The following is a 12,436-nucleotide window of genomic DNA, read 5'->3' as shown; positions in this document are numbered from 1 at the left end:
GTGGCGAAGGGCGCAGGAGTCACTCGGCGTGCGGGCTGGCCGCCACCTCGGTGCCGTCGGGCAGCGTGGTGATCACGAAGTCGGCGAAGACGTTCGGCGCGACCCCCTGGAGCTGCCGCAGGCACTCCACGGCCAGCTCGCGGATCTCCACGTCGGCGTGCTCGGTGGCCCGCATCTTGACGAAGTGCCGCCAGGCCCGGTAGTTGCCGGTGACCACGATCCGGGTCTCGGTGGCGTTGGGCAGCACCGCGCGGGCCGCCTGCCGGGCCTGCTTGCGGCGCAGCGTCGGGTTGGGCTCGTCGACGAAGCGGGCCTCCAGGCCCGCCAGCAGGTCGGTGTACGCCCGCACGCTCGCCTCGGTCGCCTCGACGAACTTCTTGTGCAGCTCCGGGTCGTCGGCGATCACCGCGGGCTCGACCATGGCCGCGTCCCGCTCCGGCACGTACCGCTGGGAGAGCTGGGAGTACGAGAAGTGCCGGTGCCGGATCAGCTCGTGGGTGAAGGACCGGGAGACCCCGCTGAAGTAGAAGGTCACCGAGCCGTGCTCCAGCACGCTCAGATGCCCGACCTCGAGAATGTGCGCCAGGTAGCCGGCGTTGGTCGCGGTGGCCGGGTTCGGCTTCTTCCAGCTCTGGTAGCAGGCCCGGCCGGCGAACTCGGCGAGCGCCTGGCCGCCCTCGGCGTCGGTCGACCACGGTACGTCGCCTGGGGTTTGGAACTGGGTCCACGCGATGAGCTTGACCTGGGGCTGCACCATGTCCGGCATTCCTGCGACTGTAGTGGCGGGTGGGCCCGCGGGGAAAGTTGGGCGCGCGGGAGGTGAAACGCGGCACCACCAGCGCCGCGGCCACGGCGGCGACGCGACCCGGTCAGACGTAGAGCGAGGTGAACGGGGCCCAGGGCAGGTTGCGCACCACCGAGAAGGCGAGCCACGCGGCGAGGAAGCCGCCGAGCACCTTCGGGCTGAGCCGCAGCTCCGGCAGCCGCCAGCCGAACGCCTGGTTCCCGGCCCAGACGACGAAGAAATATGCCAGGAAGGGCAGCGAGAAGACGAAGACGAAGTGGTGCCGGGCGGCGGCCGGCAGGTCGGCGTGCAGCACGTACCACAGGGCCCGGGTGCCGCCGCAGCCCGGACAGTCCAGCCCGGTGGTGAGCTTGAGCAGGCACGTCGGCGGGGCGTCCGGGTCGCTGTGGGTGGGGTTGCTCAGCAGCGCGTACGCCATGCCGAGGCCGACGCAGCCCACGGCGGCCAGCGGCACCGCCCAGCGCGGGGCCCGGGCGTGCAGCCGCAACACGAAGCGGGTGAACCGGTCCGGCTCGACGGGCTGGTAGGCCGCCCCGGCGGGCCAGATCGCCGAACCGGGTTCGGCAGCCGCGCCTTCGACGTGCGCCGTGGCCACGGTCGGGGGCGGGACGGAGACCGCCTGCGAGTCCGGCGCGGCGGCCGGCCGGTCAACGCTCGTCACGCGCTCACCGTACACCCGCCAGGCTCGTCAGGGCGGCGGCCAGCGGGAGCGCCAGATCGCCAGCGACCGGCGGGGCGACCGCGTCCAGGCCGAGCCAGCCGGCGAGCCGGTAGAGCTCGGCGGCGAGCGCCACCGCGGTCTCTCCCGGGTCGACGCCGGGCTCCACCCAGGCGGCCGGCACCAGCAGCACCCCGGCCTTCCGGTCGGCCTTCAGGTCGACCCGGGCGGTAAACCGCTCGCCCTGCCGGAACGGCAGCACGTAGTAGCCGTGCACCCGCTGGGGTGCGGGCACGTAGATCTCGATGCGGTAGGTGAAGCCGAAGAGCCGCTCGGCGCGGGCCCGCTCCCAGACCAGCGGGTCGAACGGGCTGACCAGGGTGTTGCCGCGGACCCAGCGGGGCAGCCGGGCCTGCGCGTGCAGATAGGCCGGCTGCCGCCAGCCCTGCACCTCGACCGGGGTCAGCTCTCCCGCCTCGACCAGCTCGGCGATCGCCCGCCGCGCCCCGGCCACCGGCAGCCGGAAGTAGTCGCGCAGCTCCGGCTCGGCCGCCACGCCCAGCGCCCCGGCGGCGACCGCCACCAGCGTGCGGTGGGCGTCGGCGTCGCTCGGGGTGGTGGCGTCGAGCACCTCGGCCGGCAGCACCCGTTCGGGCAGGTCGTAGCGGCGGGCGAAGGAGGTGGTGCGCTCGGCGGCGGTCACCTCGCCGGCCCAGAACAGGAACTCCAGCGCCCGTTTGACGGCCGACCAGTTCCAGCCCCAGTTGCCGGTCTCTCGGGGCGCGTCGTGCTCGATCTCGGCCGCGGTGAGCGGGCCCCGGGCGGCCACCTCGTCGCGGACCCAGGCGACCAGCTCGGGCTGCTCCTGGACGATCCTGCGCATCCCGCCCCACGCCTCGTCGCGGGCCCGGGCCATCCGCCAGCGCAGCGCCGGGTGCAGCTCGACGGGGACCAGCGACGCCTCGTGCCCCCAGTATTCGAAGAGCTGCCGGGGGCGGCGGTAGGCGGCGGTGTCGAGCAGAGCGGTCGGGTAGGGCCCAAGCCGGCTGTAGAGCGGCAGGTAGTGGGCCCGTTGCAGGACGTTGACCGAGTCCATCTGGATCAGGCCGACCCGGTCCAGCACCCGACGCAGGTGCCGCCGGGTGGGCACCCCGGCGGGAGCCGGGTCGGCGAAGCCCTGGGCGGCAAGGGCGACCCGGCGGGCCTGGGCGAGCGAGAGCGATTCCGGTGCGGTCATCGCCGGGCACCCTAGTCCACGGGTACGACACGGCGGCTCCAGATCGCGGCAGGGCGTCGGACGCGCCGGGGCGGACGCTGGACCCGCCGGCCGCCGGGGCATAGAACAGACAGGTGCTCACCATCCGCCGGGAGGAGCCCGACGACGCCGAGGCGATCGCCCGGGTGCATGTGCACGGCTGGCAGACCGGTTACGCCGGGATCATGCCGGACGAGGTGCTACGCCGGCTGAACCCGGCCGCCTGGGCACAGCGCCGCCGGGACCTCGGCACCGCCGACCCGGAGCACCCGTTCGCCACCCTGCTCGCCGAAGCCGACGGGGTGGTCGCCGGATTCACCACCTTCGGGCCGTACCGGAACAACCAGGACCGCGGCGACCTCGACGACCGGTACGGCGAGATCCTGGCGGTGTACGTCGAGCCGGCGTACTGGGGCACCGGCACCGGCCAGGAGCTGTTCGCGGCGGCCCGGGCCGGCCTGGCCGAACGGGGCTGGGCGGAGTACCGGCTCTGGGTGCTCGCCGACAACGCCCGGGCCCGCCGCTTCTACGAGCGGGCCGGGCTGTCACCGGACGGCGAGGAGTCCACCTATCCGGTGCCGCTCTCCGGTGGGCGGGACCCGGTGCGGCTCCGTGAGCTGCGGTACACCGCCCGTCTCGACGGCTGAGCCGCGCCGCTGGTGGGGTGCGCGACGGATCGGCGTGGCCGGGCGGCGGATCGGCAGACCGAGCAGCAGCGCCAGGCTGATCCAGACGTAGGTGTTGCTGCCGAGGAAGCCGTCGATCCCGCCGAAGTTCTCCTCCCAGGACCAGACGACCCGGCTGGTCAGGAACCCGTACCCGATGGTCGCGGCGGCCAGCAGGACGACGCGCCGGGGGCCACGCGCGGGGGCCGCCATGCCGTGGTCGACCAGCAGGATCAGCGCGGGCAGCAGCCAGACCAGGTGGTGCACCCAGGTCACCGGGCTGACCAGGCACATGGTGACGCCGGTCAGCGCCAGGCCGGCGGCCTCGTCGTCGGCGGCGGCCGCGGCGCGGGAGCGCCACACCCATACGGCCAGGGTGGCGAGCACCAGCACCAGCCAGGCGACGGTGCTCGGGTGTGCCGGGTCCAGCCGGGCGACCGTCCCGCGCAGCGACTGGTTGGAGATGAACGACAGCTCGCCCACCCGGTCGGTGTTCCACAGCGCCGAGGTCCAGAACTCGCGGGAGGCGTCCCGGAAGAGCGCGCCGGCGAGCACGGTGGCCCCGGCAGCCGCGCCCATCGCGATGAACGCGGCCCGCCAGCGCCCGGTGACCAGCAGGTAGACGATGAAGATGCCCGGGGTCAGTTTGATCGCGGTGGCCAGTCCGATGCCCACCCCGGCCCACCGGCTGCGCGCCGGCACCAGCCGCAGCAGGTCCGCCGCCACCAGGAAGAGCAGCAGCATGTTGACCTGGCCGAAGTTGACCGTCTCCCGCATCGGCTCGTACGCGGCGGCCAGGCAGAGCGCCACCGCGAGGGCGAACCAGCGGGTCCAGCCGCAGCGGCGGGCGATCGGGTCGAGCAGCCACCAGATGACCACGGTGCTGGCCAGCACGGTGGCGACCACGCTCACCGTGATCGCGGTGTGCCACGACAGGTACGCCATCGGCAGCATGACCAACGCGGCGAACGGCGGGTAGGTGAAGCCGTACTGGGTGCCGGCCTTGAGATAGTCGTAGATCTCCCCGCCGTCGTGCACCCACCAGTTCAACGCGCCGTAGTAGACCCTGAGGTCGAAGAAGCCGTGCCGCACGGCCGCCTCCGACAGGAAGGCGGCCACCGCGACGGCGAGCACCACCACGGCGACGACCTGCCCTGCCGTCCGCCTGGCACCCTGCGCCACCGTCGCCTCCCTAGCCCTGCGTAGGCTCACGTGCCATGGCTGCAGGGTACGTCCGTCCGGCGCGTCCGGACGACGCCGACGAGATCGCACGCATCCAGCTCGCGACCTGGCGGGTCGCGTACCGCCGGATCCTGCCCCGACACGTGCTCGACAACCTGGACGAGGCGTACCTCGCCCGGCGGTGGAGCGCGGCGGTGCAGGAGCCGCCTTCGGGCGCGCACCGCGTGCTGGTCGCCGTCGAGCAGGCCGAGCAATCGTATCTGGTGGGGTTCATCGCGGCCGGACCTGCCGACGCCGAGGCACTCGCGCCGGGCGAGCCGGCCGAAGCGCTCGGCGACGGGGTGGCCGCGGTCACCGACCTGCTGGTCGAGCCGCGCTGGGGCCGGCGCGGGCACGGCAGCCGGCTGCTCGCCGCCGCCGTCGACCACTGGCGCACCGACGGCTTCAGCCGCGCGGTGGCCTGGGCGTTCGACGCGGACGCGGCGACCCGGAAGTTCCTCGCCTCGACCGGTTGGGAGGCGGACGGCGCGGCCCGCGCGCTGGACGTCGACGACATGCTGGTCCCCCAGCTCCGCCTGCACGTCGCCGTGCCGGCCGAGCCGGCCTGACGCCTTCCCGCCCCGCCTGTCGCACCTGCCTGGTAGGCACGACGGGAAGCGAGTCATCGGGCGGCACTGGAAGGAGCGGACCATGTTCAGGGACACGAAGGCGTTCAGCGGATTCTCGGTGGACGACACCGACCGCGCGGAGCGGTTCTACACCGACACCCTCGGGCTGCGGGTGTCTCGCGACGAGGCGATGGGCGGCCTGCTGACGCTGCACCTCGCCGGGGACCGGCCGGTGCTGGTCTATCCGAAGCCCAATCACACGCCGGCGACCTTCACCGTGCTCAACTTCCCGGTCGACGACATCGACCGCGCAGTGGACGAACTGATCGCGCGGGGCGTGCGGTTCGAGAGGTACGACGGCATGCCGCAGGACGACAAGGGGATCATGCGGGGCAACGGGCCGTCCATCGCCTGGTTCACCGATCCGGCCGGCAACGTGATGTCGGTTCTCGAGCAGGGCTGAGCCACGGCCGGCGGTCCCGGCGCGGCTGGCGGGACCGCCGGCGGCGTGGTCAGCCCTTGTCGGCGCCCTCGTTGGCGCCGCGCACGAAGTAGCGCTGGAAGACCGCGAACAGCACGGCCACCGGGATGGTGGCCAGCAGCGCCGCGCCGAGCTTGAGCGGATACTGGGTGCCCTTGCCGAGCGAGCCGCTGACCAGGTCGGCCAGCCCTCGGGGCAGGGTGAACAGGTGCGGGTCCTGCACCGAGACCAGGCTGTGCGGGAACTCGTTCCAGGAGCTCTGGAACGACAGGATGGTCAGCGTGATCAGCGCGGGTCTCGCCATCGGCAGCACCACCGACCAGTAGGTGCGGAAGACGCCCGCCCCGTCGATCCGGGCCGCCTCCTCGACGCTGACCGGGATCGACTCGAAGAACTGCTTCATGATGAACACCCCGGCCGCGTCCGCGAGCAGCGGCACCACCAGGCCCGCGTAGCTGTCGTAGAGGCCGAGCTGTTTGAGCACCAGGAACTTCGGGATCAGCAGCACCACGCCGGGCACCGCCATCACCGCGATGACCGCGGCGAAGAGCCCGGCCCGGCCCCGGAAGCGCAGCCGGGCCAGCGCGTAGCCGGCGAGCGAGTCGAAGAAGATCCGGCCGAGCGTGACCAGCACCGTGACCAGCAGCGAGTTGCCGAGCCAGAGCGGGAAGTTGGTGCCGGCGAAGATCCGCTCGAAGCCTGCCAGCGTCACCGGATCGGGTACCGGCGAGAGCGGGTTGGCCGCCGCGTCCGGCTCGGTCTTGAACGAGTTGCCGAGCTGGATGACGAACGGGTAGAGGAAGACCAGCCCGAAGAAGATCAGGACCGCGTACCCCAGGATGCGGTTGACCAGGGTGCGCGGCGCGCTGCCGGCGCGGCGCGCGACGGGCGCTGCCGGCCGGTCGGTCAGCACGGCCATGTCAGGACCCCTCCGGTACGCGTCGCCGCCGCCACCGGCCGCGTCGGGACTCGTCCCGCTCGGCCAGCACCCGGCGTTGGAACAGGGTGAGCACGATGATGATCAGGAACAACACGAACGAGATCGCCGCGCCGGGGCCGTAGTTGAAGTCCACGAAGGCGGTCCGGTACGACAGGTACGCCGGGGTGAGCGTGGTCTTGGCCGGATCGCCCTGGCTCATCACGTACACCTGGTCGAAGACCTGCCAGGAGCCGATCAGGCCGAGGGTGAGCACCAGGAAGGTGGTCGGCTTGATCAGCGGCAGGGTGACGTGACGGAACCGCTGCCAGCGGTTGGCCCCGTCGATCATGCTGGCCTCGTCCAGCGCCTCCGGCACGTTCTGCAGCGCGGCGAGGAACATCAGCATGAAGGTGCCCGAGGTGGTCCAGATCACCAGGCAGATGATCGAGGTCATCGCGACGCTCGGTCCGGAGAGCCAGTCCCACCAGGTCAGGCCGAGCGGGCCGCCGGAGGTGAGCGCGGCGGGCGCCGAGTCCACCCCGACCTTGCCGAGCAGCAGGTGCAGCACCCCGCGGGAGTCGGCGAACCACTCCGGCCCGTCGATGCCGAACAGGCCGAGCAGGTTGTTGACCGCGCCGGAGTTGGCGAACAGGAACAGGAACACCACGCTGATCGCCACCGAGCTGGTGACCGAGGGGAAGTAGAAGGCGCTGCGGAAGAAGCCCTTCCCCTTGAGCATCCGGTTGTTCACCACCAGCGCGAGACCAAGGGCGAGCACGGTCTGCGCCGGCACCACGATCGCGACGTAGTAGATGTTGTTGCGGATGCTGGTCATCAGGTCCCGGCGGGCGAGCCCGTCCTCGGCGAACAGCCGGGTGTAGTTCCTGCTGCCGACGAACGGCACGTCGCCGGTGAACGGGCTGCCCTGGCCGTTCCAGTCGGTGAGGCTCACAAAGAGCGCCATCAGGATCGGCAGCAGCAGGAAGAGCCCGAGAATCACGATCACCGGCGTGACGAACAGCCAGCCGGCGATGTTCTCGTTGCCGCGGATGCCGCCACCGCCAAGGCGGCGCGACGGGCCAGACGGCGTGCTGGCCTGGGCGGCGAGCGCCTCCGTTGCCATCTCCCCTCCTCTTCCGGGGGAGGTGTAAGGAAGGGCCCCCTATTAACGCACAGGGTCAACAAGGGGCCCTCCTTTCACCTCAGCCGCCGAGCGCCGCCTTGGCGTTCTTGTCGAAGTTGCCCAGGATCGCCTTCGGGTCGCCGCTGGCCAGGCCCTGCAGGCCGGCCTCAAGGTCGCGCAGGACGCTGTCCATCTTCGGGGCGTTCACCGGGCCCTGGCCGTACGCGGCACCCTCGATGAACGGGGTGTCCGCCGGGAACTCGCTGGTGTACTGGTCGCGGACAGACTGCCGGGACGGCATGACCCCGAACGCCTTGGCGAAGGCGATCTGCTGGTCACCGGCGGTCATCGCCTCGACGAACTTGATGGCCTGCTCCTTGTACTGCGACTTGGCCGCGATGCCCCAGCACTGGGTGAAGGAGAGGGTGCCCTGCCCCTTCGGGCCGGCCGGCAGCGGGACGACCTTGTACTTCACGTTCGGGAAGTCGTTCTGCAGGGCACCCTTGATCCAGTTGCCCTCGATGGTCATCACGGCCTTGCCCTTGCCGAACGCCTCACCGGACCAGCCGGCGTCGAGCTGCTTCGGGAACTTCGCGTAGCCGCTGGTGAGCAGGGTCTTCACGTACTCGAGGGCCTCGACGTTCTCCGGGGTGTCCGCGGTGGGCTGCTTGCCGTCCTTGCTCATCAGCCAGCCGCCGTTCTGCACCATGAACGCGCCGATCCGGTCCCGGGTGTCGCCGAGGGCCAGCGCCACCATGCCCTTCGCCTTGATCTTCTGGCTGGCCGCGGTGAGCTGGTCCCAGGTGGTCGGCACGTCGGCGTCGGTCAGGCCGGCCTTCGCCCACAGGTCGGTGTTGATCTCGAGGGCGAGGGTGGAGAAGTCCTTCGGCGCGCAGTAGAGCTTGCCGTCGTAGGTGAAGGTGCTGCGCAGGCTCTCGTAGAAATCGTCCTTGTTGCTCACCTTGTCGCCGTAGGGCTCGAGGGCGCCGACGCTGGCGTAGTCGGCGAACCGGGTCGCGTCGACGTAGAAGACGTCCGGCGGGGTGCCACCGGCGAGCGCCTGGCCGAGCTGCTGGGTGAGGTCCTGGGCCGGCGTGACGGTCGCGCTGTTGCCGGACGAGGAGGCCCACTTCGCGGCGGCGTCCTGCACGGCCTTGGTCTCGGCGTCACCCGAGGAGCCGATCATGATCTGGAGGTTGGCCGGGCCGCTGGACTGCTTGGTGTCCTTGCCGGAGTCGTCGAAGCCGCTGCCGCAGGCGGCGGAGCCGAAGAGGGCGACGGCGGCGAGGCCGGCCACCGTGGCCCGGGTGAGGGTCCGAGGTGTCATCTCATTCTCCTGGTGGGGGATGTTGATCACGCGGTGTGCCGGAGCACGAGCGTGGGGCTGAGCAGCGCATGTGGGTCGGTGGGCTGGCCGTCGAGCACTCCGGTGAGCAGCTCGACGCAGCGGGCGGCGGCGGCCGCGAGCGGCTGGCTGACGCTGGTCAGCCCGATCGCGGCGGCCACCGGGGTGTCGTCGAAACCGGTGACGGCGACCGGGATCGCGGTGTCGCGGACGGCGCGGAGGGCGCCGAGTGCGAGGGAGTCGCTGACGCAGACGACCGCGGTCGGCGGTTCGTCGGCGGCGAGCAGCTCGCGCGTCTCCCGTTCGCCCTGGTCGATGCCGTCCTCCGTCGCGCGGTGCGCCGCGGCGCCGTCGAGGCCGGCCGCCGTCATCGCGGTACGCCAGCCGGCGCGCCGGTCGTCGCCGACGCCGGAGCCTTCCGGCCAGCCGATGAAGGCGACTCGGCGGTGGCCGGTGTCGAGGAGCCGCCGGGTGGCCTGCGCGGTGCCGGCGGCGCCGTCGACGTCGACCCAGGGGTGGGCGTCGGGGGCGTCCCAGGGGCGGCCGAAAGTGACGAACGGCACGCCCCGTTCGGCCAGCCAGGCGGTACGCGGATCGCCGTGGTCGGTGCCGGTGAGCACGAACCCGTCCAGGTCGTACGCGCCGAGCAGGTCGTCGAAGGTGGCGATCTCGTGGTCGTCGCCGGTGGCGGAGTAGAGCAGGACCCGGTAGCCGGCGGCGTCGGCGGTCTCGGTGAGCCCGTGCAGGAACCGGTCGAGCACCGAGCCGTTGATCCCGTCCTGGGTGGGCTCGATCCGGACCGCGATGAGTCGGGAGCGCCCGGTCCGCATCTGCCGGGCGGCCTGGTTCGCGCGGTAGCCGAGGACGGAGATCGCCTCCTGCACCCGCTGGCGGGTTTCCTCGCGGACGATGTGCGGCGCGTTGAGCACGTTGGAGACCGTCTGCCGGCTCACCTGGGCGTGCCGGGCCACCGTCGCGATGGTCACCTTTTCAGCCACGAAATCCCTCTCGCCACCTTGAACGATCCAACTCCGATGGGGCAGGATTAGATCGTTCAAGTTTCTGGAATGTTTCGCACTTTGCACCCGGCCGACGGCTTCTGTCAAGACGTCCCGGCCACCGATCAGCACCAGGAGTTCCTCTTGTCCGAACGCCAACTCCAACCCCTGCTGCATGACCTGGTCGGAGTGGTGCACGCCCCGACCAGCGCGCTGGGCGACACGGCGGGTCAGATCCGGCCGAGCGGTGTCCAGGGCGTCTTCCACGCCGACGCCCGGGTGCTGTCCCGGGCCGAGCTGCGCGTCGACGACCGGGAACCGGAGGCGGTGACCCGCGGCGCCGACGGCCCGCACGGAGCCCGCTTCGTCAGCCTGGTCCGCTGGCTCGGCGACCCCGGAGCCGACCCGACCGTCCGGATCGACCGGACCCGGCAGGCCGGCCCGTCCGGCCTCACCGAGGAACTGCACGTCACGTCCACCGCCGCCGTCCCGGTCCGGGCCACGGTCAGCGTCGACCTCGGCTGCGACCTCGCCCCGATCGAGCTGGTCAAGTCCGGCGGCGGCGGATCACCGCTGGAGGCGAAGGCCGGCGAACCCGGCCGCGTCGAGTGGGCCGCCGAGGGCCTCGTCGTGACGGTGACCGGCGAGGCGGCCACCGTGGACGCGGCCGGCGACCGCGCCGCCGCGCCCCGACTCAGCTGGCCGGTCGAGCTGGCCCCCCGCGGGTCCGTCACGCTGCGCTGGCGGCTCGCCGTCACCGACCCGAAGGCAGTCGTGGCCGCCCCGCCGGTCGGCCCGGACTGGTCCGTACCCGAGGTCCACGCCGACGACCGCCGCCTGGTCCGCCTGCTCGACCGCTCCCTGGCCGACCTGCGCGGGCTGCGGCTGACCGACCCCGCGCACCCCGAGGACGTCTTCCTCGGCGCCGGCGTGCCCTGGTTCCTCACCCTGTTCGGCCGGGACAGCCTCTGGGCCGCCCGGATGATGCTGCCGCTCGGCACCGAACTGGCCGCCGGAACGCTGCGGGTCCTCGCCCGCCGGCAGGGCACCCGGCTCGACCCGGACACCGGTGAGGCGCCCGGCAAGATCCTGCACGAGCTGCGCCGGCACGAGTTCGCCCTGCCGGCCCACGAGCTACGCCTGCCGCCCGCGTACTACGGCACGGTCGACGCCACCATGCTCTGGGTCAACCTGCTGCACGACGCCTGGCGCTGGGGTCTGCCGGCCGACCAGGTCGAGCCCCTGCTCCCGCACCTGGAGGCGGCGCTGCACTGGCTCGGCGAGCACGCCGACGCCGACGGCGACGGCTTCGTCGAGTACGTCGACACCACCGGCCGGGGCCTGGCCAACCAGGGCTGGAAGGACTCCGGCGACGCGGTCCGCTTCCGGGACGGCCGGTTGGCCCAGCCGCCCATCGTGCTGGCCGAGGTGCAGGGGTACGCGTACCAGGCGGCGGCGAACGGGGCCGACCTGCTCGACGCCTTCCAGCGCCCCGGCGCCGACCGCTGGCGGGAACACGCCGACCAGCTCGCCCGGCGGTTCCGCGCCGCGTTCTGGGTCGACGGCCGGTACGGCCCACAGCCCGCGCTCGCGCTCGACCGGGACAAGCGGCCGGTCGACTCGCTGACCAGCAACATCGGCCACCTGCTCGGCACCGGGCTGCTGTCGGACAGCGAGTCGGCGCAGGTCGCGGCGCTGCTGTCCACGGAGGCACTGGCCGGCGGCTTCGGGCTGCGCACCATGTCCAGCGACGACGCCGGGTTCAGCCCGCTGTCGTACCACTGCGGTTCGATCTGGGCGCACGACACCGCGATCGTCCTCGGCGGGCTGGCCCGGGCCGGCTTCGCCGAGGCCGCGCTGCGCCTCGCCGACGGCCTGCTCGGCGCCGCCGAGGCGTTCGACTACCGCCTCCCCGAGCTGTACGGCGGCGACGATCGGGCGCTGCTCGGCCGCCCCGTGGATTACCCGGCGGCGTGCCGGCCGCAGGCGTGGTCGGCGGCGGCCGCCGTGGCCCTGCTCCAGGCCGGCGTCGGCCTCTACCCGGACGTGCCCGGCGGCCGGGTGGAGATCCGCCCGCTGGCCGGCCCGGAGCTGGGCGCGCTCGCCGCTGGCGGCCTGCGGATCGCCGGCGCCCCGGTCACCGTGGACGTCGACCGCGCCGGCCACCCGACGGTCACCGGCATCCCCGCCGACCTGACCGTGACAACCACCCTCCCCATCCCAGCCCCCCGCCGCGGCACCCACACCCCCCTCTCCCCCACCCCCACAAACCCCTGACCCCCACCCACCCCCACCCTCCCCACCCCGCCGCTCACCTGGTTGATCAAGGAGTTTGCGTCAGGAGATCGCTCCTCCGCGACGCAAACTCCTTGATCACCGCAGGCCGGCGGGGTGGGG

Annotated in this window: 12 protein-coding genes; 4 read left to right on the top strand and 8 right to left on the bottom strand. The window is 72.6% G+C overall.

Annotated features, from left to right (window positions below; genetic code table 11):
• Positions 1–19 precede the first annotated feature (19 nt).
• The 3 genes from thyX to ACIRG9_RS03920 form a co-directional block, all read right to left on the bottom strand.
• Positions 20–757: an FAD-dependent thymidylate synthase gene (gene thyX, locus ACIRG9_RS03930; RefSeq protein WP_402850263.1), complete on the bottom strand. Its 738-nt coding sequence runs from the start codon at positions 755–757 to the stop codon at positions 20–22.
• 112 nt (positions 758–869) lie between these two features.
• A complete protein-coding gene (locus tag ACIRG9_RS03925; protein ID WP_402849694.1) occupies positions 870–1,466 on the bottom strand; it encodes a DUF2752 domain-containing protein in 597 nt (198 codons plus the stop codon).
• A 4-nt stretch (positions 1,467–1,470) separates the two neighbouring features.
• Positions 1,471–2,700 (bottom strand): winged helix-turn-helix domain-containing protein, encoded by a 1,230-nt coding sequence (locus ACIRG9_RS03920; protein ID WP_402849692.1) that lies wholly within the window; start codon positions 2,698–2,700, stop codon positions 1,471–1,473.
• Between the two features lie 113 nt (positions 2,701–2,813).
• Here ACIRG9_RS03920 and ACIRG9_RS03915 point away from each other — a divergent pair, with 113 nt between their 5' ends.
• On the top strand, positions 2,814–3,365 hold the full coding sequence (locus tag ACIRG9_RS03915) for a GNAT family N-acetyltransferase (protein WP_402849690.1): 552 nt from the start codon (positions 2,814–2,816) through the stop codon (positions 3,363–3,365).
• Here ACIRG9_RS03915 and ACIRG9_RS03910 read toward each other — a convergent pair.
• Complete coding sequence (locus tag ACIRG9_RS03910; RefSeq protein WP_402849687.1) at positions 3,264–4,565, bottom strand: glycosyltransferase family 87 protein; 1,302 nt, start codon at positions 4,563–4,565, stop codon at positions 3,264–3,266. The two genes, ACIRG9_RS03915 and ACIRG9_RS03910, sit on opposite strands and share 102 nt — an antisense overlap.
• A gap of 35 nt (positions 4,566–4,600) precedes the next feature.
• On the opposite strand from ACIRG9_RS03910, the gene ACIRG9_RS03905 reads away from it, so the two are divergent.
• Positions 4,601–5,173 carry a GNAT family N-acetyltransferase gene (locus ACIRG9_RS03905; RefSeq protein ID WP_402849685.1) on the top strand — a complete coding sequence of 191 codons (573 nt, stop codon included), beginning with the start codon at positions 4,601–4,603 and terminating at the stop codon, positions 5,171–5,173.
• A gap of 82 nt (positions 5,174–5,255) precedes the next feature.
• Positions 5,256–5,636 carry a VOC family protein gene (locus ACIRG9_RS03900; RefSeq protein WP_402849683.1) on the top strand — a complete coding sequence of 127 codons (381 nt, stop codon included), beginning with the start codon at positions 5,256–5,258 and terminating at the stop codon, positions 5,634–5,636.
• 49 nt (positions 5,637–5,685) lie between these two features.
• Here ACIRG9_RS03900 and ACIRG9_RS03895 read toward each other — a convergent pair whose 3' ends face one another.
• The 4 genes from ACIRG9_RS03895 to ACIRG9_RS03880 form a co-directional block, all read right to left on the bottom strand.
• The gene (locus tag ACIRG9_RS03895) at positions 5,686–6,573 is read right to left on the bottom strand and encodes a carbohydrate ABC transporter permease (RefSeq protein WP_402849680.1); all 888 of its coding nucleotides are present in this window, start codon (positions 6,571–6,573) and stop codon (positions 5,686–5,688) included.
• 1 nt (position 6,574) lies between these two features.
• Positions 6,575–7,696: a carbohydrate ABC transporter permease gene (locus ACIRG9_RS03890; protein ID WP_402849678.1), complete on the bottom strand. Its 1,122-nt coding sequence runs from the start codon at positions 7,694–7,696 to the stop codon at positions 6,575–6,577.
• Between the two features lie 79 nt (positions 7,697–7,775).
• The gene (locus ACIRG9_RS03885) at positions 7,776–9,023 is read right to left on the bottom strand and encodes an extracellular solute-binding protein (RefSeq protein WP_402849676.1); all 1,248 of its coding nucleotides are present in this window, start codon (positions 9,021–9,023) and stop codon (positions 7,776–7,778) included.
• A gap of 26 nt (positions 9,024–9,049) precedes the next feature.
• Complete coding sequence (locus ACIRG9_RS03880) at positions 9,050–10,039, bottom strand: LacI family DNA-binding transcriptional regulator (protein WP_402849673.1); 990 nt, start codon at positions 10,037–10,039, stop codon at positions 9,050–9,052.
• A 144-nt stretch (positions 10,040–10,183) separates the two neighbouring features.
• On the opposite strand from ACIRG9_RS03880, the gene ACIRG9_RS03875 reads away from it, so the two are divergent.
• Positions 10,184–12,316 (top strand): glycogen debranching N-terminal domain-containing protein, encoded by a 2,133-nt coding sequence (locus ACIRG9_RS03875; protein ID WP_402849670.1) that lies wholly within the window; start codon positions 10,184–10,186, stop codon positions 12,314–12,316.
• Positions 12,317–12,436 lie beyond the last annotated feature (120 nt).

This window comes from Micromonospora sp. NPDC093277 (assembly GCF_044765245.1).
Lineage (GTDB): Bacteria > Actinomycetota > Actinomycetes > Mycobacteriales > Micromonosporaceae > Micromonospora.
The sequence above is the reverse complement of the archived record's forward strand: the minus strand, read 5'-3'. Positions and strand labels throughout refer to the sequence as shown.